Consider the following 26,400-nt stretch of genomic DNA (forward strand, 5'->3'; position numbering starts at 1 on the left):
GCGGTTTTTTTATGTCTAAAATAACTCTAAAATTAAAGGGTCCGCAGCTTATATAGCCATTGCATCAAGCGCATTTTCAACGTCGGCTTCGTGTTGAGCGGATGCTTGAACTTCAACACCACTGCCTGGGTTTCCGGATTATGGAGCGGATGAAAATACCATTTCCGAATGTCTTCCTCTTCCATCCCCGAGTCCAAAGCAATCAACTGCCAAGGCAAAAACACACCGTGTTCCTGGCCCGTTACACCCGACGGTTTAATCGCGAGCGGCACTTTGGCTTCCAGCAACACGGTTTGCGTTTGCCCCGACTCCATCCAAATTCGAACCACCTCTCCTTCCTGCAACAGGGTGCCATACGGCAAAAACAGATAACGGGCATTTAAATTGGTCACCGGATTATCGGTTAACGGCGGACCATCCGGAAATTGAAACTGGCAAAAATTAGCAGGGCAACATGACATGACGTAAGCATCACTTTCAAACAATATAAAAAAGCGTATAATAAAGAATAGATTAAGCGAATAGCAAGCCTTAAAACCGGAAACCTTACTCATCCGTTATCGTAAGGAGCATATCATGGCCATCGATTCATTAAATTCCACCGATTATTATTCCCAATATTTGGATAACCGCATGACGTCGGTTGACCAAAGCGCTGCGTCCGGTTCTCGAATCAACAACAGTGGCGATGATGCCGCGGGCCAGGCGATTGTGTCGGCTTTTACGTCGCAAATTCAAGGTCAGGACATGGCGATTAAAAATGCCAACACCGGCATCAACCTCATTCAAACCGCCGATGCCGCCAGCCAAACGATGACCCAACAACTGCAATATTTAAACGACTTGAGTGTACAGGCCCAAAACGGCACCTACTCGGCCAGCCAACGCGACATGCTGAATCAAGCCTACCAACAAGGATTGGAAGGACTGAACCAAATCGCAGAGTCCACCACCTTTAACGGCATCAACCTGCTCAACGCCGACACATCAACCGTGGACATCGCTCTGGACACCAGCAGCTCAACCATTAATTTACCCAACCTGACTATTGATGCGCTTGGCTTAACCGGTTCCAACCTGACCTCGCCGGATCAAGCGGCCGCCACCCAAGCACTGCTGGATGAAGCCCTAGGATTGACCTCTCAGAGTCAGGCCCAATTCGGCGCGCAACAAAACGGTTTGACGGCCGCCGCCGATACCATGGCTAACCAAAACCTCAATGCGATGGCGTCACGTAGCCAAATCAGCGATGCGGACATGGCGCGCGTTTACACAGAGCAGAACCGGCAACAGGTACTGACCGATGCCGGTGTAGCCATGCAGGCGCAAAGCAATCAAAATTACAGCAACGTCCTCACCTTGCTGGGCTAATCCTCAAAATCACCAGGCCTGGTCATTTTAACGGATTCCATGCATTAAATGACCAAGCCTTCACGACAAAACCGGTTCGACCCATTGGGCCGCCCCACCAAACGCCACATCTCCATTCAAATCGCTTTTTCTCTCATAAAAGCCCCTTTTGATTTGCTATAATCCCAAGAATTTCATAATTTAAATCGCGAGGCGATTCCCCCAACATTCCGTCCCGGAATTGGATGGACCGACCTCTTCGTAAACCCGATTAAAGACCGAGAAGACACAAACCAAACATGGAAAAGCATTTCGACCCTAAATCAATTGAAACAAAGTGGTATCAAACGTGGGAAAAGAGTGGCTACTTCAAACCACAAACCAGTACATCCGGCGACAACTACAGCATTATGATTCCACCGCCGAATGTCACCGGCAGCCTGCACATGGGACATGCTTTTCAAGACACCATCATGGACACCTTGATTCGTTACCACCGCATGAAAGGTGACGAAACGCTTTGGCAACCCGGCACAGACCACGCCGGTATCGCCACGCAAATGGTGGTCGAGCGCCAACTGGCCGCACAAGGTTTGAGCCGACACGATTTGGGACGTGATGCCTTCACCCAAAAAATCTGGGAATGGAAAGCGGAATCCGGCGGCACCATCACTCAACAATTGCGTCGTCTCGGCGCCTCGCCCGATTGGAGCCGTGAGCGCTTTACCATGGACGACGGGCTATCCGGCGCCGTCAAGGAAGTCTTTGTTCAGTTATACAATGAAGGATTGATTTACCGCGGCAAACGCCTGGTCAACTGGGACCCGGTTCTGCACACCGCCGTCTCCGATTTGGAAGTGCTTTCCGAAGAAGAAATGGGCAGCCTGTGGCACATGCGTTACCCATTGACTGACGGCTCCGGACATTTGGTTGTTGCCACCACACGCCCGGAAACCATGTTCGGTGACCAAGCCGTCGCGGTGCACCCGGACGACGAACGCTATCAGGCTCTCATCGGTAAAACCATTACCCTTCCGTTGGTCGGCCGCGAAATTCCGATTATCGCTGACGATTACGTCGAGATGGAATTCGGAACCGGTTGTGTCAAAATCACCCCGGCCCATGATTTCAATGACTACGAAATGGGTAAACGTCATAACCTGCCGATGCTGAATGTCATGACGGTCGATGCCGCCATGAATGACGAAGTCCCGGAGAAATACCAAGGCCTGGACCGCTATGATGCCCGTAAACAGGTCGTCGCCGACCTGGAAGCGGCGGGACTAATGGAAAAAATCGAGCCGCATAAATTGATGGTGCCGCGTGGTGACCGCTCCCACGCTGTCATCGAGCCATTCCTGACCGACCAATGGTATGTGGCGGTGCAGGAACTGGCCAAACCCGCTATTGATGCCGTGAAAAACGGCGATATCGAATTCGTTCCAAAGAACTGGGAAAACACCTATTTCGAGTGGATGAACAACTTACAGGATTGGTGTATTTCACGCCAAATCTGGTGGGGCCACCGTATCCCAGCCTGGTATGACGACAACGGTCAAGTGTATGTGGCACGCAGCGAACAAGAAGCCCGCGAAAAATACCAAATCGCGGACGACACAACATTGCACCAGGATGATGACGTACTGGACACTTGGTTCAGCTCGGCCCTGTGGACTTTCTCCACGCTGGGATGGCCGGCCAAAACACCGGAACTGGAAAAGTTCCACCCGACATCGGTTCTGGTCACCGGATTCGACATCATTTTCTTCTGGGTCGCTCGGATGATTATGATGACATTGAAATTCACCGGTCAGGTACCGTTCAAACAGGTTTACGTGCACGGCTTGGTTCGCGACGGCGAAGGCCAAAAAATGTCGAAATCCAAAGGCAATGTTCTGGATCCAATCGACCTCATTGATGGCATCGACCTGGAAAGTTTGGTCGCCAAACGCACTACCGGCATGATGCAGCCGGAAAAAGCCGCTAAAATCGAAAAAGCCACACGAAAACAATTTGCCGACGGCATCGAATCTTACGGGACCGATGCATTGCGCTTTACGTTTGCATCGCTCGCCTCCACCGGCCGCGACATCCGTTTCGATTTGAATCGCTGCGAGGGCTATCGCAATTTCTGCAATAAGCTTTGGAATGCAACCCGTTACGTTCTGATGAACACCGAAGGACAAGATACCGGCTTGGACGACACTCAGGAAATCGAACTGTCGTTGGCCGATAAATGGATCGTGTCCAAGCTGCAAAAAGTGGAAGCCGACGTGGCGAAAAACTTCACGCAATATCGTTTCGACTTAGCGGCCAGCACCCTCTATGAATTCACCTGGAATGAATATTGTGACTGGTACCTGGAACTTTCAAAGCCAATCATCAATTCCGACTCCGCAACCGACGCTCAAAAACGCGGTACACGCCGGACGCTGGTGCGTGTTCTGGAAACCATTCTAAGATTACTGCACCCGATCACGCCTTACATTACCGAGGAAGCTTGGCAGACGGTCGCGCCTTTAGCAGGTAAAGAAGGCGACACCATCATGTTGCAGCCCTACCCGACCAGCAATGAAGCTTTGGAAGACGAACTGTCCGAAAAAGAATTGGAGTGGGTCAAGCACGTCATCATGGGCGTTCGAAAAATCCGTTCTGAAATGGACATCGCACCGGGCAAAAAATTATCCATTCTACTCAGCAACCTATCCGACCAGGATAAGAATTGGCTGAACCGGAACAAGGTTTTCCTACAAACCCTAGCCAAACTGGAAGACATTACCCTACTGGATAACGAAGACGAAGCACCCGAATCCGCGGTTGCACTGGTCGGCGAAATGAAAATCCTAATTCCGATGGCCGGGTTAATCGATAAAGACGCTGAAATGGCCCGTCTCGATAAAGAAATTTCTCGTCTGGAAGGTGAAGTCAAACGCTTCAACGGCAAACTGTCCAACGAAAGTTTCGTTTCCAAGGCACCGGCCGCCGTAGTTGAAAAAGAGAAACAAAAACTGCAAGATACTGAAATAGCATTGAAAAACTTAAAGGATCAATATGCAAAAATCAGCCAAATCTAATTCCAAAATGCGCCCTCTTCTCATTGCAGCCGGCCTGTCCGCTGCATTGCTTTATACAGGCGGTGCGCAAGCAGAATTACAAACCGGCTATACCCACTATGTCACGGATTCCGTTGAAATTCCGCTTCGCAGTCAGCCGGGCTACAAGTACAAAATTCTGAGAATGGTACGCTCCGGCGCTGCTGTGACAATTTTGGAAGTCAACGAAGACGGCTGGGCCAAACTGCTGTACAAGCATAACGGTAAAGAAACCGAAGGCTGGATGCCGTCAATCGTACTGCAAAGCCAACCGATCGCCAAAATGCAGCTTCAAGAGAAAGAGAAAAAAATTGCTCGCATTGAAAAGCAATTGAATCAATTGAACTTGGAAAAAGAAACCCTTCAAAACCGTTTCAGTGATACCGATAACGAGCTAAAAGAAGTCAAGCAGCAAAACTTCGAGCTCAATAAGCAACTGGAAGAGATTGAAGCGATTTCGGGGCAATCCATTAAGCTCAATGAAGAAAATCAACGGATGGTGCAAGAAATCGAACGCCTGAACAATGAAAACGCCATTATGAAAGAGCAAATCGATCAGGCGGAAGACGTGGTTCAACGTCAATGGTTCCTGACCGGTGGCGGGGTATTGTTACTCGGCTTACTGTTAGGCCGCTTCTTCCGCATGCCAAATCGCAAAAACAAATGGAATACGCTATAAGCGCGTTTCAAAAGAACGCTTAATTGTGATCAAAACCGCCAGGCCTGGCGGTTTTTTTATATCTTCTTAACGTGCATTTCCCCTTATATAGTCCTACCAGACATCGTTTTTTACCTCAATATGTCCTAAACTCCCGCCAGGCCAGATTAGAAGCCCTCCATCAGCCTTCATCAGTAGGCAAACAAGTATCGTAAAGAACGACCTCACCACAGAAGAGCTTAAAAAAAAGCGAATGGACACGTGGGATCTAAAAAGCGGAAGGAAGAACCAAGAACCCAAAACACGAGCGGAAGAAGAAGGCGAAGAAGACAATATAAGCCGTTAAGATATAAATCCCAGGCAAAAAAAAAACCCATCATAAAGACGGGTTTTTAGGAATATAAGCTTGGGGATGACCTACTCTCACATGGGACCTCCCACACTACCATCGGCGCTAAGACGTTTCACTACTGAGTTCGGAATGGAATCAGGTGGTTCCATCTCGCTATGGTCCCCAAGCAATTTGGTTATGTAAGCTGTCTGTTAAACAGACAACCCACTGAATTCGGAAAAATCTCTTAAGCTTTTCTAGTCAGCTTATCTCATGCTATCTCACATGATGTCACAATGCGCTTAAAGCGTTCTTAATACTAAATCAAGCTCGAACACGTCTTCACGTCATACTTCGAGTCATTGCTCAAAAGTTACTTTTGAGTTGTATAGTTAAGCCTCACGGGTAATTAGTACTGGTTAGCTTCATCCATTACTGAACTTCCACACCCAGCCTATCAACGTCATAGTCTTTAACGGCCCTTAAGAAGACTTAAAGTCTAGGGAGAACTTATCTCGAGGCAGGTTTCCCACTTAGATGCTTTCAGCGGTTATCCTTTCCGAACATAGCTACCCGGCAGTGCCACTGGCGTGACAACCGGAACACCAGAGGTTCGTCCACTCCGGTCCTCTCGTACTAGGAGCAGCCCCTCTCAATTCTCCAACGCCCACGGCAGATAGGGACCGAACTGTCTCACGACGTTCTAAACCCAGCTCGCGTACCACTTTAAATGGCGAACAGCCATACCCTTGGGACCGACTTCAGCCCCAGGATGTGATGAGCCGACATCGAGGTGCCAAACACCGCCGTCGATATGAACTCTTGGGCGGTATCAGCCTGTTATCCCCGGAGTACCTTTTATCCGTTGAGCGATGGCCCTTCCACACAGAACCACCGGATCACTAGAACCTGCTTTCGCACCTGCTCGACGTGTCTGTCTCGCAGTCAAGCACCCTTTTACTCTTGCGCTCATTGCACGATGTCCGACCGTGCTGAGGGTACCTTCGCGCTCCTCCGTTACACTTTGGGAGGAGACCGCCCCAGTCAAACTACCCACCATACACTGTCCCTGAGCAGGATTCACTGCCCTAGGTTAGAACCTCAATAATATCAGGGTGGTATTTCAAGGATGGCTCCACAATGACTGGCGTCACTGCTTCAAAGCCTCCCACCTATCCTACACAGATAGTATCAAAGTCCAGTGCAAAGCTGTAGTAAAGGTTCACGGGGTCTTTCCGTCTAGCCGCGGGTACGCAGCATCTTAACTGCGAGTTCAATTTCGCTGAGTCTCGGGTGGAGACAGTGTGGCCATCATTACGCCATTCGTGCAGGTCGGAACTTACCCGACAAGGAATTTCGCTACCTTAGGACCGTTATAGTTACGGCCGCCGTTTACCGGGGCTTCGATCAAGAGCTTCGCCTAAGCTAACCCCATCAATTAACCTTCCGGCACCGGGCAGGCGTCACACCGTATACGTCATCTTTCGATTTTGCACAGTGCTATGTTTTTAGTAAACAGTTGCAGCCACCTGGTCTCTGCAACCCCCACTAGCTTAGAGAGCAAGTCTCATCACCGGCAGGGGCACACCTTCTCCCGAAGTTACGGTGTTATTTTGCCTAGTTCCTTCACCCGAGTTCTCTCAAGCGCCTTGGAATTCTCATCCTGACCACCTGTGTTGGTTTGGGGTACGATTCTTTATAACCTGAAGCTTAGAAGCTTTTCTTGGAAGCATGGCATCAACTACTTCGTCCAAAAGAGGACTCGTCATCAGTTCTCAGCATTAAGATCCCGGATTTGCCTAAGATCTCTGCCTACTACCTTAAACTTGCAACCATCAGCAAGCTAGTTTAGCCTTCTCCGTCCCTCCATCGCAGTTATAAAAAGTGCAGGAATATTAACCTGCTTCCCATCGACTACGCCTCTCGGCCTCGTCTTAGGGGTCGACTAACCCTACGTCGATTAACGTTGCGTAGGAAACCTTGGTCTTTCGGCGAGGGAGCTTTTCACTCCCTTTATCGCTACTCATGTCAGCATTCGCACTCGTGATACCTCCAGGATGCTTTACAACATCCCTTCGCAGGCTTACACGACGCTCCTCTACCATGCCATAAATGGCATCCACAGCTTCGGTACACTACTTAGCCCCGTTAAATCTTCGGCGCAGGCCGACTCGATCAGTGAGCTATTACGCTTTCTTTAAAGGGTGGCTGCTTCTAAGCCAACCTCCTGACTGTCTAAGCCTTCCCACATCCTTTCCCACTGAGTAGTGTTTAGGGACCTTAGCTGGTGGTCTGGGTTGTTTCCCTCTTGACTACGGACGTTAGCACCCGCAGTCTGTCTCCCATGATTGCACTTGCTGGTATTCGGAGTTTGCAATGGGCTGCTAAGCCTTGACGGCCCGCTAGACCATAACAGTGCTCTACCCCCAGCAGTGAGACATGAGGCTCTACCTAAATAGATTTCGAGGAGAACCAGCTATCTCCGGGCTTGATTAGCCTTTCACTCCGATCCACAGCTCATCCCCGCATTTTTCAACATACGTGGGTTCGGTCCTCCAGTACCTGTTACGGCACCTTCAACCTGGCCATGGATAGATCGCCCGGTTTCGGGTCTACGCCATGCTACTAGTCGCCCATTTAAGACTCGGTTTCCCTTCGGCTCCCTTATTCAGTTAACCTCGCAACATAACGTAAGTCGCTGACCCATTATACAAAAGGTACGCAGTCACCCCGAAGGGCTCCTACTGCTTGTACGTACACGGTTTCAGGTTCTATTTCACTCCCCTCCAGGGGTTCTTTTCGCCTTTCCCTCACGGTACTGGTTCACTATCGGTCGGTAGAGAGTATTTAGCCTTGGAGGGTGGTCCCCCCATGTTCAGACAGAATTTCACGTGTTCCGTCCTACTCGAATAACACTTAATAAGATTTCGCATACAGGACTATCACCTTGTATCGTCAGACTTTCCAGACTGTTCTGCTATCTTAATAAATGCTTTAGGGCTGGTCCCCGTTCGCTCGCCGCTACTTGGGGAATCTCGGTTGATTTCTTTTCCTCCGGGTACTTAGATGTTTCAGTTCTCCGGGTTAGCCTCCCACAAGGGGATATCCATAAAGGATGGGTTTTCCCATTCGGAAATCCACGGATCAAAGCTTGTTTACTAACTCCCCGTGGCTTATCGCAAGTTACTACGTCCTTCGTCGCCTTCTACCGCCTAGGCATCCACCGTGTACGCTTAGTCACTTAACTATACAACTCAAAAATAACCTTGACCTTTTGTGTTGATCCATCATCTTTTAAATACATAAAAAACCATGTCTCAATCAAAGCCTATTTCGCTGCAATGACTAAAGTTTTACGCTGACATGTTCTCGCTTGAGTTTGTATCATCACACTTGCGTGTGTTTGAACTCTTTAAGATACATTGTTACCTTGGCATTCAAGCTGTTGGAGTTGCTTGAATGCCGGTCATACAGAATATGTCGGTATTCTGTATGTTTCTAACTACACTGTCGTGCGTCCTTTCAATTTAACTTTTCAATATTGTTAAACCAAACATGACGCTCGACAGTCACTTAGAGATTTTTCCTAATTGTTAAAGGTCTACTTTTCAGTCTATTGTCACCAATACGACTGTGAATAACCTCTGCTTTGTCTTTTAGTTAAAGCAGAACCTATTCACAGGTGTAGTGGTGGAGCTATGCGGGATCGAACCGCAGACCTCCTGCGTGCAAGGCAGGCGCTCTCCCAGCTGAGCTATAGCCCCATTCATTGGTGGGTCTGGGTGGATTTGAACCACCGACCTCACCCTTATCAGGGGTGCGCTCTAACCAACTGAGCTACAGACCCAGGTCGTTCTCGTTTTTCTCAGTAATTCAGAGACAATTTATGTGAAAGCTAACTTAGGCTCGCGGCCGTCTTTGTCTTAAAGGAGGTGATCCAGCCCCAGCTTCCGCTAGGGCTACCTTGTTACGACTTCACCCCAGTCATGAATCACAAAGTGGTGAGCGCCCTCCCGAAGGTTAGACTACCCACTTCTTTTGCAACCCACTCCCATGGTGTGACGGGCGGTGTGTACAAGGCCCGGGAACGTATTCACCGTGACATTCTGATTCACGATTACTAGCGATTCCGACTTCACGGAGTCGAGTTGCAGACTCCGATCCGGACTACGAGAGGTTTTATGAGATTCGCGCACTGTCGCCAGCTAGCTGCTCTTTGTACCCCCCATTGTAGCACGTGTGTAGCCCATCCCATAAGGGCCATGATGACTTGACGTCGTCCCCGCCTTCCTCCGGTTTATCACCGGCAGTCTCTTTAGAGTTCTCAACTAAATGGTAGCAACTAAAGATAAGGGTTGCGCTCGTTGCGGGACTTAACCCAACATCTCACGACACGAGCTGACGACAGCCATGCAGCACCTGTCACTGCGTTCCCGAAGGCACCAATCTATCTCTAGAAAGTTCGCAGGATGTCAAGGGATGGTAAGGTTCTTCGCGTTGCATCGAATTAAACCACATGCTCCACCGCTTGTGCGGGCCCCCGTCAATTCCTTTGAGTTTTAATCTTGCGACCGTACTCCCCAGGCGGTCAACTTAGCGCGTTAGCTACGCTACTAACCTTTTTAATAAGGCCAACAGCTAGTTGACATCGTTTACGGCGTGGACTACCGGGGTATCTAATCCCGTTCGCTACCCACGCTTTCGCACCTCAGCGTCAGTTTTAGGCCAGGAAGTCGCCTTCGCCACTGATGTTCCTCCTGATATCTACGCATTTCACTGCTACACCAGGAATTCCACTTCCCTCTCCTAAACTCTAGATTGCCAGTATCGGATGCAATTCCTAGGTTGAGCCCAGGGCTTTCACAACCGACTTAACAGTCCGCCTACGCGCGCTTTACGCCCAGTAATTCCGAATAACGCTTGCACCCTCTGTATTACCGCGGCTGCTGGCACAGAGTTAGCCGGTGCTTCTTCTAAAGTTAACGTCACAGCTAGCCGATATTAGCGACTAACCTTTCCTCACAATTGAAAGTGCTTTACAACCCTCGGGCCTTCTTCACACACGCGGCATGGCTGCATCAAGGTTTCCCTCATTGTGCAATATTCCCCACTGCTGCCTCCCGTAGGAGTCTGGGCCGTGTCTCAGTCCCAGTGTGGCTGATCATCCTCTCAAACCAGCTATAGATCGTCGCCTTGGTAGGCCTTTACCCCACCAACTAGCTAATCTAACGCGGGCTCATCCTTTAGCGATAGCTTACAAGTAGAGGCCACCTTTACTCCGTAGAGCATATTCGGTATTAGCATACGTTTCCATATGTTGTCCCCAACTAAAGGGTAGATTCCCACGCGTTACTCACCCGTCCGCCACTCGACGCCCAAGATCGCCCTCCGAAGAGTTTGTTCTTGTCGTTTCCGTTCGACTTGCATGTGTTAGGCCTGCCGCCAGCGTTCATTCTGAGCCAGGATCAAACTCTTCAGTTTAATCTTTTTACTCGATTTTTTTGTGTGCTTGTCTGCACGAATTAAACACTCGAAATTAACAGGTACATGTTTCACATAAATGTGATTAACCATATACATAGTTGTCGAGATATTTATTTTTGGACAGCCACTTACCTAAGCAACTTCCACATAAATTATCTCTGAATTACCTGATTTTTAAAGAACTCTTGGTCTTGCTTTTCCTCAACTCAGTGCGCCGCACCCTGTCTCGGTAAGCCGCGTATTATAGGCGCTTGATTTTATTTCCGTCAAGCTTTTTTTACGCTTTTTTTTCTTCCCCGTTTCCGCTCAATTCAACTCCCTTTACAGTGTTGTTTTGGCGTCTCCGTGAAAGAGATGCGTATTCTATAGCCTCTCCAGTTTTTTGCAATAGCTTTTTGCATCTTTTTTGAAAAAAATTTATTCCATGTCCAAAATCGAGTTGGTTTTCCCTTTGGACGGTTGCTCTAAATTAAGCGGTTCCAGGTTAAGCCCTTTGTCTTTGATCTTTGGATCCTGGAAGGTACCGGTCACTTCATAGCGATAAGTCACCAAGTCTTCATTCACAATTGGCACAATTTTCATTAAGGCATAAGCCGCGAGACCCGCTAAAGGCGTCGCCACTCCACTGATAGCAGCAATCGCGGGTAAGGTGCTGCCGACCGCAGGCGTGATTCGAGCCGACAAATCCAATTCGTTTTTAACCAAATCGATTTCACCGGTGACTTGTGCCTTGGCCGCGGGCGCTTTCAGATTCAACTCACGCAACGCAAACGTACCCTGATTAAAAGTGCCCTTGCCTTTAATGTCATCGTAAGCCAATCCGGCATCGGTCACATCTTGGATATTCAGCTTTAAACGCCGCGCCAACGACTCAAAACTGAGTAACCCCAAAATTCTCGCCAGGCCTGGTTCGGCATCTTTGATCACACCGTCTTTAAACTCAAACGCCAGATCGCCCGTTAAGCGTGCTCTTGAAAAACACGGATAATTACCCGGCCATTGCAAATTGGCTTCAATCCAGGCTTTATCCCCTTTGAAACCTTTTCGCACCCCGATAAATTCTACCAATGCTTCCGCATTACGACTGTCAATCGACGCCTTGAGAAAACTTTTGTTTTCGGCTTTGTCATAACGGAAAGTTCCTTTAAAGGGTTCTTTCAATTGCGTCGGTTGCACCACGATGTCATTGACCAACATTTCCGAGGCATTATCCAGCAGTACAAAATCGGCTCGGGCCAAATAACGATCATTAATTTGAATGTTTTTACCTTGGAACGTAATCTTGGTATTTTCTTGCGACTTGATCTCCGATTTCGGGCACGGTGCTTCCACACGTGTTTCTTCGGGTGCCTTGGCATCGACCTTCAGCTTCAATTTATCCAGTGCCACGCTGTAATCGTTCGGAGCCGTTTGATTAATCACCATATCCATATTCTGATTATGAATTTGTGATCGAACGTAAGGCGAACCGGCCACCGACTCCCAACTAACGGTGACGTCTTTCAAATGATAATCTGAGACATCAACGGTTTTAAACCGTATCGCCGACGGCAACCAATGCGTCGTTTCATTTTTCACTTCGCCTGAAACCTTCTCCCCACCACCGTCCTCCGGGAACCAAGCTTGTTTTATTTTTGGCCAGGCCTGCTGCCAGCCGGCCACATCCAGTCGATTAAAGTGCCCGTTCACACGCCATCCATCTTTCTTTAAAGCCAATGGCGATTCATTAAAGGCAATGGCTAAACGTTGCAACACCGAATCCTGCGTCGAATACAGGCCTTTCAGTGTCAGAAAAGAATCCACCGAAGCGGAAATCGCCAGTTGTTTTTTATCCTGCAAGGTCAACTGCGCTTCCAAAGTTTTAGGTCGCTGACCTCCATCAGCCAGCGCCACTTCACTGAACGGCGCCGGCAAAGCACTTTTCATCGTACTCAAGTCCAAACGCGCATTAACGTTCGGAAATTTGCCATCCTCAAATGGAATCGCAATCTCCACTTGCCAAGGTAAGTCGCCCGAATACAACGCTTCCTGATAATGCGCCTCACCGGAGGCCTTGATGCGAGCCACTTTTTGCTGCGTATTGACTTGAAGGTTCGCCGGGCCGTTTCCGAATTCGGCCGTCATGCCTTTTGAGTCGACACTTTTTTCCGTAAACGCCAAAGGCCCTGTCAACTTTTTAAAGGTGAAACGGTCAAACAAAGTTGCTTCCACGCCATGAAATTGAATGGTGCCATCAACGGTCTCTTCTTGCTTGGCATAACCGTGTACCGGAATCCAAATTTTCGGCAAGGATACGGAAACGCGCCCCGCCATCTTGACATCCTCTTTCAAAAAATCGTCAATACCGACCATTTTCGCCAACGGCGAACTCAGCACGAAACGCTTGGCGTCAGTCGCCGACGCTTCGGCCTGCCCGGCAATTTGCACGGCAATGTTTTTCGTATCCAGGTGATTGATATCCACCACCACATTCCGGGCTTCAGCATTTTGAAGCATCGCCTTGTCGGCGGAAATTCGTAAATCATAAGGCGTAAACATCAAGTGCGCGGTGAACTTTTCCACCGCCGGCCAATCCGGTTGAAACTTCAATACGGTGTTGTGCACCACGCCCGTTGCTTTAAAGATGCCTTGCCCGTCTTTGAACGGAAAATCGTTTAAATCACCTTTCACCACCAGGTTCGCCGAGACTTGATCACCGGAAACCAGTGCCGTTTTCAACCATTTTTCCAAATCCGGCGTCATTAACTTATAAGGCAGATACTGCTTCACAAAACTCAACTGTTTTGGCTCGATGTCGACACGGCCGTCCACTTGGCCTTCAAAGTCCCCCTTGGCGGTTACCCGGACCGGCATACCGTCCAAAGTAAAATCGGCTTTCGGCACGGACCAACCTTTTAAGCCGTCCAGAAACTGGAAGTGGAACCCTTTAGGTAACTGCATTTGAATCGGTTTATCGTGCACCATAGAGATGGTCCACTCGATGGGGAAATCGGTTTTCAACCAGACATCTTCGCCACGCTTTTCGACAAAAAGATTTTTCAGTGCCAGGCCTGGGAGGTTTTCATTTTCCGGTAAATCCAAACTCGGAACCTGTAACGTCAACGACGACAAGGCGAGTTTATTCAAATCCACGGAACCGTTCACGTTTTGCAGTTCGAGCGCTTCCAGGTTATCGCCAAACCCTTCGTAATTCAGGTTCGCCATCAGCACGTTGAACAAGGGTTTGACGACTTGGAAATTCAACTTTTGGGCTTCAAACGTCAGCGTTCTATTGTCGGACAAACTCACAAAAATCGGTGAAACACTCTGCACATAACGGCGTCCCAAACGAATGCGTTCCACCTCAAAGCGCCAATTTTCCAAGGCATCGCCTTTAAACTGATTCTCCGCCGTCCAGTTCAACGCCAAGCCAATGCTTTTCGGCAAAAGCTCATCATTTTGTGGCCACACCAAATCTTGCGCACTGGTTGTCACGTTCAACTTCGATAATTGCCCACGACGCATCTGAAGTTTCAAATCACCAAGCAATTCGCCGGTCGGTAACTTTTTCGACCAGGCCTGGGGCATCATTTGATATAGGCTTTCCAGAATCAAAGGGGTAAGCAGGTTGGTGTTCATTTCCCCTTCAGCCAAACGCCCCCAACTGTCGGTGGCGAAATCCCCTTTCATTTGCATGCGCGACACATCACCTTGCGGGCTGACCAAACTGGCCACGCCGCCAAACGACCATTTCAACCCTCGATAAGTTTGAAAATTTTCAATCGCGACCTGGCCACTGGTATCATTTTCCACTGGAACGTCAAAGACGATGTCTTTTAACGTCATTGCCCGCCATAACTTTGAAAATGGAATATTCAAGGAATCCAATTGAAAGGAACGGGGTTGAGCCCCCGGTTGATTCAAAGCCGTATCGGAAAAGGCAAGTTTCAGGCCGGTCACTTGGAGCTTCTGACCATAACTGACATCGTAAATAAAAGGCGAAAAAATATTGAAATCGCCTTTAGCTTCCTGCAAAGCAGCGGTGACGTCCGCATCACGATAACGAAGTTGCCGGATATCAAACTTGAGCCCCAGCCAATTTTGTTCGACGTCAATGCGCTCGACTTGAATTTGCGCGTCATTGAGCTTTTCGATGTAAGAGAAGAACTGGTTGGGCGCGTATTGCACCCACGTAATCAACAGCCTGACCACCAGCAAATAAACGACAAACAGGGCCAGTAAAAAAAACAATAGCTGTTGAAGACGTCTCAACATCAGGAAATCACCACATCAAACTGCTCGATAAAGTAACCACTCTCGGCCTGGAACCGAATATTTTTATTTAAGAACGTTTCCAGCTCCGCGACATTACTGGACGCTTCGTCCAGAATATAGGAAACCACAGGTTCGGATGCAATGACACGATAAAAATCGGCATCAAACGATTTCGCCATGCGCGTGATTTCTCGAAACACTTCAAAGGCAATGGTTTCAGGTGTTTTCACGGTACCGCGGCCATTACACATCGGACACGGTTCACACAACACCCTTTCCAGGCTTTCGCGCGTTCGCTTACGGGTCATCTCGACCAAGCCGAGATTGGAAATTTCGGTAATTGAGGTTTTGACCCGGTCACGCGCTAACTCGCGCTGCAAAGCCGAATACACCACCGATTTATGTTCGGCATCATCCATATCAATCAAGTCCAGAATGATGATTCCGCCCAGGTTACGCAACCGCAACTGACGTGCAATGGCTTGCGTCGCCTCCAGATTGGTGCGATAAATGGTTTCTTCCAGATTCTTATGGCCGACAAACCCGCCGGTATTGACGTCAATGGTGGTCATGGCTTCGGTTTGATCGATAATGAGGTAACCACCGGACTTCAACTCGACGCGCTTTTCCAAAGCCTGCTGAATTTCGTTTTCAATATTGTACAAATCGAAGATGGGTCGCTCGCCGGAGTAGAGTCCAAGCTTATCAGACAAATCCATCACATAGCTTTCCGAAAACTCGACCATTTTCTTGTAGGTTTCCGACGAATCCACTCGAATTTTTTCAATTCGATCAATCGGCACATCACGCAAGATATGCAGATACAGCGGCAAATCCTCATAAATCAATGCCGATTTTCTGGCTTTTTTGGCTTTGTCCTGTATCGACTTCCACAGACGTTGCAGATACACCAGGTCTGCTCGCATCTCATGAAAATCCGCGCCTTCGGCGACGGTTCGAACGATGTAACCACCCTCTGAGTCCTGCACTTCGGGAATCGAGCCAATGACTTCCCGCAACCGATCCCGCTCTTCCGGGTCTTCAATTTTCTGCGATACGCCAATCATCTTTTCGTCCGGCATATACACCAACATACGAGAAGGTATTGTGACCTGCATCGTCAAACGTGCACCTTTCGAACTGATGGGGTCTTTGACGACCTGAACCATCACCTGCTGCCCGGCATGCAGGAATTTTGCAATGTCTTCACAATCTTCATCGGCCTGCTTGCCGATGGAACGTTTGCAAATATCCGACACATGCAAAAAGGCCGTCCGCTCCAGTCCGATATCAACAAAAGCGGCTTGCATGCCCGGCAACACCCGATCGACTTTGCCAATGTAGATATTACCGACCAACCCCCGTTTGTTGGCCCGTTCAATCCACACTTCTTGCAAAGCACCGTTCTCGACCCAAGCGACCCGGGTCTCGGATGGCGTCACATTCACCAATATTTTTTCTTCGTTATACATGTTTATTCCACATAAAATCCTGATTCGATCAGCAATTGATCCAATTCGTATAAGGGTAACCCCATTACGCCGGAGTAACTGCCGTGCAACTGCGAGATAAATTTAGCGCCAAGCCCTTGAATAGCGTAACCACCCGCTTTCCCTTCCGGTTCCCCGGTTTGCCAATAGGCCTCGAACTCCGCGTCGGAAATGGGTCGAAACGTTACCTCACTTCGCGATAATTTCGACAAAATACGGCCATCGTACACCACCGACACAGCGCTTAACACATCATACGGAGCATCGGATAACGTCCTCATCATTCGTTGAGCATCCATTTTATGGCGGGGTTTTCCAAAAAGCTTGCCGTCTTTGAGCACCACCGTATCGCTACCAATCACCCAAGCCTTCTTTTCCGGCACTTTATTAAAACCGGAGAAAGCTTTCTCAACCGCCATCCGAATCACAAACGACTCGGGGCTTTCATTGGGCAAAAAGGTTTCCTCAACCGGCGCGTCAACCAGTTCGAAGTCCACCCCGATTTGTTCCAATAGTTCTCGCCGTCTCGGTGAAGACGACGCCAAATACACTTTCTTACTCATAAATCTCTCAAAGCACTCAATTCTCGGCGCAACCGCGACGAAATATCGGATATGATTAGCCATTAAATTACACTTATTCTAACGCTTTCGTAAGATTACTGAGGGAGTTTATCCATGGATATTATCATTACAGACCATTCGCCGGAAAACCTTGAAGATAAATTTGAAAACCACTTCCTCTATCAGAACAGCGATTATGCAATCATGTGTGAAAGTACGGAAATTCCCTGGTTGCAATTCATTCCAAACCGACCGGTTACCCCAGACTATGCCGGGCAGCTTTATGCCAAAATGGTTGCGCTGGCGGAATATTTGAGATCGGAAGGGTTTGGCGAACACTACAACATCGCCAAAATCGGCAATAAACTCCCCTATTACCACATTCACCTGGTCATGAGAAATCAAAACGACCAGGCCTGGCCGGAAACGATCTGGGGGTTGGATTTAAAAGAAGACGTGTCGGTGATTGAGCGGTTTAAAACGTGCTTGGAACCCTATTTTGCCCAAGCTTAAGAGTTGCAACAGAAACCCGGACCGTCAGGCCTGGTAAAAATCACGATACCAGCGTACAAAATGCTCAATGCCCGCTTCAATTTCCGTCGCCGGTTTAAAACCGACATCGGCCATCAAATCCGACACATCTGCATAGGTTCTCGGCACATCACCTGCTTGCATCGGCAACTGATTTTGAATGGATTTTTTCCCCGTCGCCGCTTCAATCGCTTGGATAAAGCGCTGTAAGGTAATCGGTTGATTATTACCGATATTGTAGATTTTATAAGGCGCTTGCGCCGTGGTGATGTCCGATTGATGCATCACCGGAATATGATCCATCACCCGCACAACGCCTTCAACGATGTCATCGATATAGGTAAAATCCCGCTCCATTTGGCCATGGTTAAACACATCAATGGTCTCCCCCGCTAATATCTTGCGGGTAAACGAAAAATACGCCATATCCGGGCGCCCCCAAGGGCCATAGACGGTGAAGAACCGCAACCCGGTCGTTGGAATACCATACAAATGGCTATACGTATGCGCCATCAACTCGTTGGATTTTTTTGTCGCGGCATAAAGGGAAATGGGGAAGTCCACCCGGTCGTCGGTTGAAAATGGGATTTTGGTATTCATGCCGTACACCGAACTTGAAGACGCATAAACCAAGTGCGCCGTTTTCTGGTGGCGACAACCTTCCAGAATGTTCACAAAACCGACCAGATTGGAATCCACATAAGCATGCGGATTTTCAATTGAATAACGCACCCCAGCCTGAGCGGCCAGGTGAATCACTCGATCGAAAGCTTGGGCGTCAAATAGTGCTTGAGTCTCCGCTCGGTCGGCAATATCGATTTCCACAAATTCAAATGCCTCCAAAACCGACTGTTCGGCACAGAAGCGCTCGATTTCAGCCAAGCGCGCACGCTTCAACGCTGGATCATAATAATCATTCAGGTTATCCAGTCCGACGACCTCATGGCCTTTCTTCAATAAATCCAGCGTCACATAGAAACCAATAAACCCGGCTGCACCGGTCACCAATACTTTCATCAATCCTGTCCAAATAAATCGCGTGTGTAAACTTTATCACACACATCTTTAATCTCATCGGTAATACGATTGGCCAGCACGATGTCCGACATGGCTTTAAACTCCTCCAAGGATGACACCACTTGCGAGTTAAAAAAGCTGTCTTCCGTCAGCACCGGCTCATAGACGACCACCTCAATCCCTTTGGCTTTAATCCGTTTCATCACGCCCTGGATGGCGGACGCGCGGAAATTATCCGAGCCGGCTTTCATCACCAAGCGGTAAATTCCGACGACTTTAGGCTGCTTACGAATAATCGAGTCTGCAATAAAATCCTTTCGGGTCGTATTGGAATCGACAATCGCCTTAATCAAATTATTGGGAACCTGGTCGTAATTGGCCAATAGTTGCTTGGTATCCTTCGGCAAACAATAGCCGCCATAACCGAACGAAGGATTGTTGTAATGACTGCCAATGCGCGGGTCTAACCCCACCCCTTCAATCACCTGGCGCGTACTGAGACCATGCGTTTCACAATAGGTGTCCAACTCATTAAAGTAAGCGACCCGCATCGCCAGATACGTATTTGAAAACAGTTTCACCGCTTCCGCTTCCGTGGAATGGGTAAATAAAACCGGAATCTCTTCGGCAGGCTTAGCCGCGCCCTCGACAAGCAATTGCGCAAAGCGTTCCGCGCGCTCGGATTCTTCACCCACAATAATGCGCGATGGATATAAGTTATCGTAAAGCGCTTTGCCCTCACGCAAGAACTCCGGCGAAAACACAATCTTATCGGTATTGAATTTTTCTTTGACCGATTGCGTATAACCGACCGGAATCGTCGATTTGATGATCATCACCGCTTTAGGGTTGATTCGAACCACATCCGCAATTACGGCTTCAACCGAACGCGTATTGAACGTATTGGTTTCCGTATCATAGTCGGTCGGCGTTGCGATAATGACAAACTCCGCGCCCCGGTAAGCCTTTTCCGCATCCAGGGTCGCAGAAAAGTTCAACTCTTTGTTCAGCAAAAACTCTTCGATCTCAGCATCGACAATAGGTGATTTTTTGTGGTTGAGTAAATCGACTTTTTCTTTAACAATGTCCAACGCCACCACTTCATGATTCTGCGACAATAACACGGCTAAGGACAACCCAACATAGCCAGTACCGGCCACGGCAATTTTCATACTTTTTCTCACCTCAATGCCGCAACACTCAACTGTTGCGCTTGTTTAAACGATAAAAACACCTTCTCGGGCGCAATGCTCTCATAGCACGGAGGATACACGCTAAACGTTTCAATATCATTACGTTCACAAGAGTTGCGATTCATACATGGAGAACAGCCTAACGAGGAACACAAATCAATCGCCTCGTTTGAAGGTACTGCAGCATTTGAGCTGGTTGCTCCAAAGATTCTCACGGTCGGCACGGCCAGAATCGAAGCGATATGCGTCAACCCCGTATCACCACCAATAACGCCTACTGACTCCGTGATTAAAACAGCCAACGCTTTCAAAGTCATTCCAGGAAGCAATACAATCTCCGGCCGTCCATTCACAATTTTTTGCGCTCGAACTTTTTCCTCTTCTGAGCCCCAGGGTAACACCACGGTAACTCCGTCGGCGATAAAGAACTCTGCCAAGCGTTCCCAATACTCTAACGGCCAATTTTTAGCCGCTCCACTTGTCGAGTGCACAAACACTACATATGGTCCCTGAAAACTAACACCAGAATTACTATGGGATAAATCCACGTCATACTTGAGACGAAGAGTGTCCAGTTCATAGCCTACAGCTTTTGCCATGAGAGTTCTGTAAAATAAAACAGACGGTAGTGTCGGGTCAAAATCAACCGTCCTAGCATACAGCCCAGCAATACGCGGGTCATCTTTCATGACCTCCAACATGGAACGAGTAGGCCCAACAAACGGCGCGCCGATTTTTTGAACGAGCTTAGCATCCTGCCAGCCAAAATAAAAATCCAAAATTAAATCGTAGTTTTCCCGTTTCAGTTTTTGTATAACAAATCTTGAAAACATTCCAAACGTAAAAGAGTCAAACCTTCTCAAACGCTTGCGATTGATTGCGAAGACCCTATCGACATGACGACTCCACTTTGGAATATCATGATATTGATCGTCGACTAACCAATGGACTTCCACATCCTGCCGTTTTCTTATGACATCCGCAACAGCGGCAAACACATGAACGATATCTCCAAACGAAGAGGGTTTAAGAATGAGAATTTTCTTCATAGGAACGCAACGAAATCAATACCAGCAAAGTCAGCCAGAATGTAAAAAAGACAATACCATGTGAATATGTCAGCACAGCGCCAAACAAAAAGAAAACAATAGAAGAAACTAAAAAGGCAATACTCCCCAAGTTAAACATAAATGACTCTGGAATTGAATAAACCACACCCCTCCTAAAAATCCAAAAAGAACTCAAAAGGATTCCCAGTAATGCCAACAATCCCAAAATGCCTTTCATCCAGTAATCCATCAAAAATTGATTATGGATATGCTGATAACTTATGATTTGCTGATATAAAAAAGCATTTGAATCTGACTGATGTTCTTGAAAAAGACGCTCTTTATAAGCCAAGAAATTTTGTTCCCCCAATCCCTGCCATGGCATTTGTTTAATACCGTCTACGGCAACTTGGGCCATAAAGATTCTCTGCCCAACAGATCCAGATAAATCTCCATCAACAATTTTATTAAAATCTACCGTCGCCTGTTGGAAACGGGATTTTATCGGGTTATCAATGACAAAAGTAGACACGCCTAGCAGCAGAATCACAACACCTGACGACACCAGCATTTTTTGGGTCATGGTTTGCTTAAAAAGTAACAATAAAAATGGCAAGGACACAATTCCGGCAATGGAGAGAGATAACCAATAACTTCTTGTCGCCGTCAATAGGATCAAGATTGCCAAAACAGCCGCCAATAAAAGATAGTGCTTAGCGGGACGACCATAAAACTGTTCTGTGAGTCCTGCCCCCACAAGCCCGATCAAAACCGAACCAATAAACCAAGCCACCTCGCCACGTTCGGAATATAACTCACCCAAACGATTAGATGCCGATCCGAAATCACTATCGAAGCGCACATAAATCTCATAGCAAGAAATCAAAATAATCAAATATGCCAGCACCATGGCAAATCGATTAAAGTCTTTAATGGACATTCTCAAATAAGCCACCATGAAAAAAAACGGCAATAAATATAGGACCTTGCTGTATTTGCTGACAAAAGCCAACGTTTCCTGTGAATTTTCAGCGGTTGCATGAAGGCCTAGAGGCAAAAAAACCATTAACACATAAAAAAGTAATACGATACGCCATCCTGCATAGGCCCGTCCCATCAAACCAGCATTCATACGAAATACGAATTTTGCCAACAAAACCCACAACGTTATCAAAACCAAGAAAGGTTCATAACTAACAAGCCCATTGTAAAAAAGAGCAAAAAAGAACATGATCAAAAGTCCATGCCCTAACACTTCAAATGGTTTCACCCAATCATTTCGTATTATGTCTAACACAGCTGTCGCAATCCTTTATAAAAACTTTCAAATGAAAACGGCTCCTTGTCAAATACGGGTAGCGTTGCTTGCTGTAACCGAAGCTCTTCCTCAATTCTTTTAGCCAGCGCCAACTCATCCCCTACTGGTACTAAATAATTTTTTAGCTCGCCCGTTAAAATTTCATTAGGCCCGGAAGGACAATCGGTTGAAACCACAGGGGTTCCTAAAGACAGCGCCTCAACAATCACATTTCCAAACCCTTCGTAATCTGACGATAAAATAAGTAACCTTGCCGCTTTCAACCATACAAAAGGATTTGCCTGAAAGCCGGCAATCACAACTCTATGAGACAAGCCTAAACTGTCAATTAAAGCTTTTAGCTTCGGAGTTGACTTTGTCAATAATACCAAAGGCAGTTCGGTATTTACCTTTCGGTAAGCCTTTAACAAAAGATCATGCCTTTTTTGGGACGAAAAACGGCCGATATGCAATAAAAAACCTTGCGACTCCAAATTTTTAAGCGCTTCTATATCTCTGACGTCGAAAGCTTGCTTTTGAATGTCTTCATAGTCAAAAAAATTATGCAGTACTTTAACGTTCTCTGGAGATGCGTCGAAATTTTCAATCAAGTCCTGCCTAACACCTTGTGAAACAGCGATAATCTTTTTGTTCTTATAAACTTTTCTATGGGTACGAAAATAACGTCTGGTTTTCTTTTTTGAAGTCTGGTCATAAGCTTCACAAGATAAATTGCAGTGTACCCAATACCAAACATTAGACATGGTTAAACGGGCAAACAAACGATGTGTTCCATAAAGCGAAGCAATGACGCAATCAAATGGCTTTCCAGACTCAACAGCCAACCGATCAATTAATTTTTCAAGCGCTTTTGCCTTTAACGGATAATCCAAAAACCCCAAAAAAGGTTTCTGAAAGACATGATCTAAAAAATAAATATTTTGATGGTGGTGATAGTCGTAGTCAGCGCCCTTTGACTCAAGCACAATCAAAACGGCGTAATGCCCCATTTCTTGCAATCGACGAAGTAAATCCAAATTTAATTTCTCCGCACCGCCGCCAGTTAATGAGCTAATAACAAGACAATATGTTTTTTCAGTTAACTGCATCACTTCTGTATCCGACTGGAATATTGGAAAATCGCTGATAAGCTTTAATATTCGCATTTTGCAAAATTGGTAACGGCGTCCGATCATGGCTTCCAATCAATGCAACGGAAACATTCGCATTGGGCAAAAACGACTTGGCTTCCAGCAAGGTCGTGGAAATGTCGCCGGTAAACATTACATCCTCATTTAAGCTCGGCAGCAACAGTTCAAACGGGATTTCACCCGGTAAAACCGTTTGTTTCGGAAAACGTTTTTGAATCTCCAATGGGTCGTTCGCTTTATCTCGAGGATGATATTTCAACAAAAACCGTTTTCCGCTCTGATCCAATTCCCTCAAAAAATGCACCACGTCCTCTGGATAGTCTTCTGATGTTTCAATCGCTTTTCGATAAACATCCAAAATCACCACCACATCAATATCGGCTCTCTGAGGTGCCAAACCATAAATTTCATTTAATTTTTTTAAAACCTCCGCGCTATCCAACACAGACAACCAGTTTGAATCAATGCCATGCACATTCTTTTCCGGCAACGCACCTTGTAATTTCTCCGGAAAAAACAAAAATGCACCGTCTATCCACGGCGCATTAATTTTAAGAGGATTCGGCTCTTGATACCACCAACCATATTTCAGTTTTCGGCTGAATAGGCGTAACACGGACATCGGTTTTCGACTCGTCGCCTGGTAACTGAACAAGCCATCATCCAATAAATAGGATGTCAGGTTCGGGTTTTGAAGTTTAGCCGAATGAATCCCAAACTGCACGAAAGGTTCGTTAACGGATCCCGTTAAAATGTGACTAAAACGCCGTCTCCCCAGAATGTTTGCCATCGTACGAATTTGGGTATTTTCGGAGCCAGCGGACAATATTTCCACATCCGAAAAAAAGTCTAAATTAATCGCGTCTTCAGCCAGTTTTCGTGGAAAACCGGATTCAAATACAATCATTGCCGGTTCGTCTTGAAAACGGGTCAATCGTAAAAACACACTGATCAGCCAATGCCTTGGCGTACTGACAATAAACAAATTAGACAAAACCATCTCCCGGTGCTTTAACAGCCAGCCCAGCCTGCTGAAACAGCGTCAAAAAACGACGCTGGAAGGCGTTGTTTTCATCCAAAATAGCCGTTCCATCCAAATCCGGTCTCAGCCACTTTGCCATCAGCAACGAACTGCCGACATCGCCAAACAACTTGGCATTCGGCTTAAACAGCGGCAATAAAAACTCAAATGCAATACTGGACGGAATCACCTTCTCCACCCCGAGCGCTTTGAGTTCAAAGGCATCTTCGCCTGGCATTCTAGGGTGATACTTGACCGCAATTCGCTGTTTATCCCCGACAAAATGCTCGATCATCCCTTTCAAATTGGTTTCATAACCCGGCATTTTTTGAATATTGTTCGGGTGCGACAGCAATATCACCACATCAAGCGTTCGATAATCTTCTGATGACTCGCCAAAATGCGCCAACAACGCCTCACTCAAAGTGGCGAGCTCCGGCGCGGTAAAAAGCGTCGGCGGCAATCGGTGACAATTTTTAGCCTTAAGCGGGTCACACACCAAATCAGGCGCCATCACCCAAACATCATCGATCCATTTCGATGAACCAATGGTATAGGGTTCTTGCCACCAGGCACCGTAAAACAGTTTTTTCAACCCCGCATTAATACGATCTTTCACCGGATGATACGGCCGGCCGGCGTAAGAGTACAATCCATCATCCAGATAATGGCCTTTGGGAGGCTGCCCTGTTTGGCTCAGAAGGTGCATAATGTATTGGAACTCCACGCGACGGTCACTGCCCACCAAGACATCCGAAAAATGACGACTTTCCAACAACTGTTGCATTCGTTGGAAATTTTCTCGACGTTCTGCCAGCTTCCGCCAGCCAACTGCGGTGCCACGGAAGAGGTTAATCTCCTCGAATGGCGAATCCGGCCAGGCCTGGAGCACCTCATAATAAGGGTTATCATCTACCCGCTTTTGGTCAATCAACCAAAGCACCGCCGACTGCTCATGTCGCTGTTCAACCGCATGTGCGGCTGACAGTAATACATTCAACGGTGTTGAAGGCAAATACAATGCGTGTTTCAAAACATCCCCATTTGAATCCATCGGTTATTCACTGGATAAAACCGCTTTAATCGCGTCACGTGCTCGGTCGTCTTTCACCACCACCCCGTATTTCGTCAGCACACGGATGGCCTCATCATCCAGAACCAGGCGATTCCACTCTTCATCCAAGCGGTTTTCTTCCGACATTTTCACCCAACGACGGTAATGGTTCCCCATTCGAGCACCGATTTTCAACAACGGCTTACGGTTTTCCACATGCGTTTCAAAATGATGACGGTTACCAATGGCATAATGAAACACCTCCACCACATCGCTTTCGGCATAGTTCAATTTACTCCACAAATGCCAGGCTCGATGATTTCCACCCTTGGCACGTAAAAAGCCTTGCAGGTTGACCATCACCTTGCCGTGAATCTTACTCAGTTGAACCGACATATTGTCCTGTTTCAACTCAGTGCCCTTTCCATAGTCGATTGGAAACAAAGTGCGGTAAACTCGCTCATAAAACGGCTTGTCTTCCGAATGGCAATCAAGCTGCATGTCATAGCGTGGACAATGCACGATGGACTTGGTGCGCGTCAACCCGGTTTTCAAATCCTGCCCTTCTTTCGGCAACCAGAATTCATCAGCATCATTGGAAATTACCCAATCCGCCTGCATGTCTTCACGTGCAATCAAGGCCATTTCCGTGCGCCAATCACTTTGGCGATAATCGGTAATCGGGCGTGAAATCACATGCAAATCAAATTCCGATGCCAGTGCTTGCAATTTTTCCAACGTACCGTCTGTTGATCCGTTATCAATCGCCACGAAACAATCTACGCCCTTGGCGGCATGAAAACGAATATTGCTTTCAATGATATCGATTTCGTTTTTGACCATGTACGTCATGGCCAATCGAATC

16 protein-coding genes, 2 tRNA genes and 3 rRNA genes are annotated in these 26,400 nt (G+C 47.4%); 4 read left to right on the forward strand and 17 right to left on the reverse strand.

Annotation, left to right across the window (positions count from 1 at the left end):
• Positions 1 to 32 precede the first annotated feature (32 nt).
• Positions 33 to 461, reverse strand: a complete 429-nt coding sequence (locus EPV75_RS08045; RefSeq protein ID WP_128385039.1) for a hypothetical protein — start codon at positions 459 to 461, stop codon at positions 33 to 35.
• A 115-nt stretch (positions 462 to 576) separates the two neighbouring features.
• Here EPV75_RS08045 and EPV75_RS08050 point away from each other — a divergent pair, with 115 nt between their 5' ends.
• The 3 genes from EPV75_RS08050 to EPV75_RS08060 all read left to right on the forward strand — a co-directional run bounded on the left by EPV75_RS08050 (position 577) and on the right by EPV75_RS08060 (position 5,121).
• On the forward strand, positions 577 to 1,371 hold the full coding sequence (locus tag EPV75_RS08050; protein WP_127119550.1) for a flagellin N-terminal helical domain-containing protein: 795 nt from the start codon (positions 577 to 579) through the stop codon (positions 1,369 to 1,371).
• Positions 1,372 to 1,649: 278 nt separating this feature from the next.
• On the forward strand, positions 1,650 to 4,424 hold the full coding sequence (locus tag EPV75_RS08055) for a valine--tRNA ligase (protein ID WP_128385040.1): 2,775 nt from the start codon (positions 1,650 to 1,652) through the stop codon (positions 4,422 to 4,424).
• The gene (locus EPV75_RS08060; protein WP_029938389.1) at positions 4,402 to 5,121 is read left to right on the forward strand and encodes a TIGR04211 family SH3 domain-containing protein; all 720 of its coding nucleotides are present in this window, start codon (positions 4,402 to 4,404) and stop codon (positions 5,119 to 5,121) included. Before EPV75_RS08055 ends, EPV75_RS08060 begins: the two co-directional genes overlap by 23 nt.
• 383 nt (positions 5,122 to 5,504) lie before the next feature.
• Here the strand turns inward: EPV75_RS08060 and rrf are convergent.
• The 8 genes from rrf to EPV75_RS08100 all read right to left on the reverse strand — a co-directional run bounded on the left by rrf (position 5,505) and on the right by EPV75_RS08100 (position 17,222).
• A 5S ribosomal RNA gene (rrf, locus tag EPV75_RS08065) occupies positions 5,505 to 5,619 on the reverse strand.
• A gap of 200 nt (positions 5,620 to 5,819) precedes the next feature.
• Positions 5,820 to 8,678 (reverse strand): 23S ribosomal RNA (locus tag EPV75_RS08070).
• Between the two features lie 441 nt (positions 8,679 to 9,119).
• Positions 9,120 to 9,195 (reverse strand) — tRNA-Ala (locus tag EPV75_RS08075).
• 6 nt (positions 9,196 to 9,201) lie between these two features.
• Positions 9,202 to 9,278 (reverse strand) — tRNA-Ile (locus EPV75_RS08080).
• Positions 9,279 to 9,356: 78 nt separating this feature from the next.
• Positions 9,357 to 10,912: ribosomal RNA gene (locus tag EPV75_RS08085) — 16S ribosomal RNA — on the reverse strand.
• The 16S, 23S and 5S rRNA genes sit together here with 2 tRNA genes alongside, the layout of an rRNA operon.
• 420 nt (positions 10,913 to 11,332) lie before the next feature.
• Positions 11,333 to 15,169 (reverse strand): YhdP family phospholipid transporter, encoded by a 3,837-nt coding sequence (locus EPV75_RS08090; protein ID WP_128385041.1) that lies wholly within the window; start codon positions 15,167 to 15,169, stop codon positions 11,333 to 11,335.
• Positions 15,169 to 16,641 carry a ribonuclease G gene (gene rng, locus EPV75_RS08095; RefSeq protein ID WP_128385042.1) on the reverse strand — a complete coding sequence of 491 codons (1,473 nt, stop codon included), beginning with the start codon at positions 16,639 to 16,641 and terminating at the stop codon, positions 15,169 to 15,171. The genes EPV75_RS08090 and rng overlap by 1 nt, the downstream gene beginning before the upstream one ends.
• A gap of 2 nt (positions 16,642 to 16,643) precedes the next feature.
• Positions 16,644 to 17,222, reverse strand: a complete 579-nt coding sequence (locus tag EPV75_RS08100; RefSeq protein ID WP_128385043.1) for a Maf family protein — start codon at positions 17,220 to 17,222, stop codon at positions 16,644 to 16,646.
• Positions 17,223 to 17,336: 114 nt separating this feature from the next.
• Between EPV75_RS08100 and EPV75_RS08105 the strand changes: the two genes are divergently transcribed.
• Positions 17,337 to 17,735, forward strand: a complete 399-nt coding sequence (locus EPV75_RS08105; protein WP_128385044.1) for a hypothetical protein — start codon at positions 17,337 to 17,339, stop codon at positions 17,733 to 17,735.
• 24 nt (positions 17,736 to 17,759) lie between these two features.
• Here the strand turns inward: EPV75_RS08105 and EPV75_RS08110 are convergent, their stop codons facing one another.
• The 8 genes from EPV75_RS08110 to EPV75_RS08145 all read right to left on the reverse strand — a co-directional run bounded on the left by EPV75_RS08110 (position 17,760) and on the right by EPV75_RS08145 (position 26,387).
• Positions 17,760 to 18,770 (reverse strand): NAD-dependent epimerase, encoded by a 1,011-nt coding sequence (locus EPV75_RS08110; RefSeq protein ID WP_192893969.1) that lies wholly within the window; start codon positions 18,768 to 18,770, stop codon positions 17,760 to 17,762.
• Positions 18,770 to 19,942, reverse strand: coding sequence for a nucleotide sugar dehydrogenase (locus tag EPV75_RS08115; RefSeq protein ID WP_128385046.1), 1,173 nt, complete (start codon positions 19,940 to 19,942; stop codon positions 18,770 to 18,772). Before EPV75_RS08115 ends, EPV75_RS08110 begins: the two co-directional genes overlap by 1 nt.
• An 8-nt stretch (positions 19,943 to 19,950) precedes the next feature.
• A complete protein-coding gene (gene waaC, locus EPV75_RS08120; RefSeq protein ID WP_128385047.1) occupies positions 19,951 to 21,012 on the reverse strand; it encodes a lipopolysaccharide heptosyltransferase I in 1,062 nt (353 codons plus the stop codon).
• Positions 20,990 to 22,282 carry an O-antigen ligase family protein gene (locus EPV75_RS08125; protein ID WP_128385048.1) on the reverse strand — a complete coding sequence of 431 codons (1,293 nt, stop codon included), beginning with the start codon at positions 22,280 to 22,282 and terminating at the stop codon, positions 20,990 to 20,992. The genes waaC and EPV75_RS08125 overlap by 23 nt, the downstream gene beginning before the upstream one ends.
• 20 nt (positions 22,283 to 22,302) lie before the next feature.
• On the reverse strand, positions 22,303 to 23,418 hold the full coding sequence (locus tag EPV75_RS08130) for a glycosyltransferase (RefSeq protein WP_192893970.1): 1,116 nt from the start codon (positions 23,416 to 23,418) through the stop codon (positions 22,303 to 22,305).
• Positions 23,405 to 24,367: a polysialyltransferase family glycosyltransferase gene (locus EPV75_RS08135; RefSeq protein WP_128385050.1), complete on the reverse strand. Its 963-nt coding sequence runs from the start codon at positions 24,365 to 24,367 to the stop codon at positions 23,405 to 23,407. Before EPV75_RS08135 ends, EPV75_RS08130 begins: the two co-directional genes overlap by 14 nt.
• A gap of 79 nt (positions 24,368 to 24,446) precedes the next feature.
• Positions 24,447 to 25,514, reverse strand: coding sequence for a hypothetical protein (locus EPV75_RS08140; RefSeq protein ID WP_128385051.1), 1,068 nt, complete (start codon positions 25,512 to 25,514; stop codon positions 24,447 to 24,449).
• 24 nt (positions 25,515 to 25,538) lie between these two features.
• Entirely contained in the window at positions 25,539 to 26,387 is an 849-nt protein-coding gene (locus EPV75_RS08145; protein WP_128385052.1) for a glycosyltransferase family 2 protein, read from the reverse strand.
• Between the last annotated feature and the right edge of the window lie 13 nt (positions 26,388 to 26,400).

Origin of the sequence: Hydrogenovibrio thermophilus, from assembly GCF_004028275.1 — a bacterium.
Taxonomy (GTDB): Bacteria; Pseudomonadota; Gammaproteobacteria; order Thiomicrospirales; family Thiomicrospiraceae; genus Hydrogenovibrio; species Hydrogenovibrio thermophilus.

Coding starts and splice junctions, on each gene's coding strand:
- EPV75_RS08045 (WP_128385039.1), bottom strand. CDS start 461: ATGTCATGTTGCCCTGCTAATTTTTGCCAGTTTCAATTTCCGGATGGT.
- EPV75_RS08050 (WP_127119550.1), top strand. CDS start 577: ATGGCCATCGATTCATTAAATTCCACCGATTATTATTCCCAATATTTG.
- EPV75_RS08055 (WP_128385040.1), top strand. CDS start 1,650: ATGGAAAAGCATTTCGACCCTAAATCAATTGAAACAAAGTGGTATCAA.
- EPV75_RS08060 (WP_029938389.1), top strand. CDS start 4,402: ATGCAAAAATCAGCCAAATCTAATTCCAAAATGCGCCCTCTTCTCATT.
- EPV75_RS08090 (WP_128385041.1), bottom strand. CDS start 15,169: ATGTTGAGACGTCTTCAACAGCTATTGTTTTTTTTACTGGCCCTGTTT.
- rng (WP_128385042.1), bottom strand. CDS start 16,641: ATGTATAACGAAGAAAAAATATTGGTGAATGTGACGCCATCCGAGACC.
- EPV75_RS08100 (WP_128385043.1), bottom strand. CDS start 17,222: ATGAGTAAGAAAGTGTATTTGGCGTCGTCTTCACCGAGACGGCGAGAA.
- EPV75_RS08105 (WP_128385044.1), top strand. CDS start 17,337: ATGGATATTATCATTACAGACCATTCGCCGGAAAACCTTGAAGATAAA.
- EPV75_RS08110 (WP_192893969.1), bottom strand. CDS start 18,770: ATGAAAGTATTGGTGACCGGTGCAGCCGGGTTTATTGGTTTCTATGTG.
- EPV75_RS08115 (WP_128385046.1), bottom strand. CDS start 19,942: ATGAAAATTGCCGTGGCCGGTACTGGCTATGTTGGGTTGTCCTTAGCC.
- waaC (WP_128385047.1), bottom strand. CDS start 21,012: ATGAAGAAAATTCTCATTCTTAAACCCTCTTCGTTTGGAGATATCGTT.
- EPV75_RS08130 (WP_192893970.1), bottom strand. CDS start 23,418: ATGCAGTTAACTGAAAAAACATATTGTCTTGTTATTAGCTCATTAACT.
- EPV75_RS08135 (WP_128385050.1), bottom strand. CDS start 24,367: ATGATTGTATTTGAATCCGGTTTTCCACGAAAACTGGCTGAAGACGCG.
- EPV75_RS08145 (WP_128385052.1), bottom strand. CDS start 26,387: ATGACGTACATGGTCAAAAACGAAATCGATATCATTGAAAGCAATATT.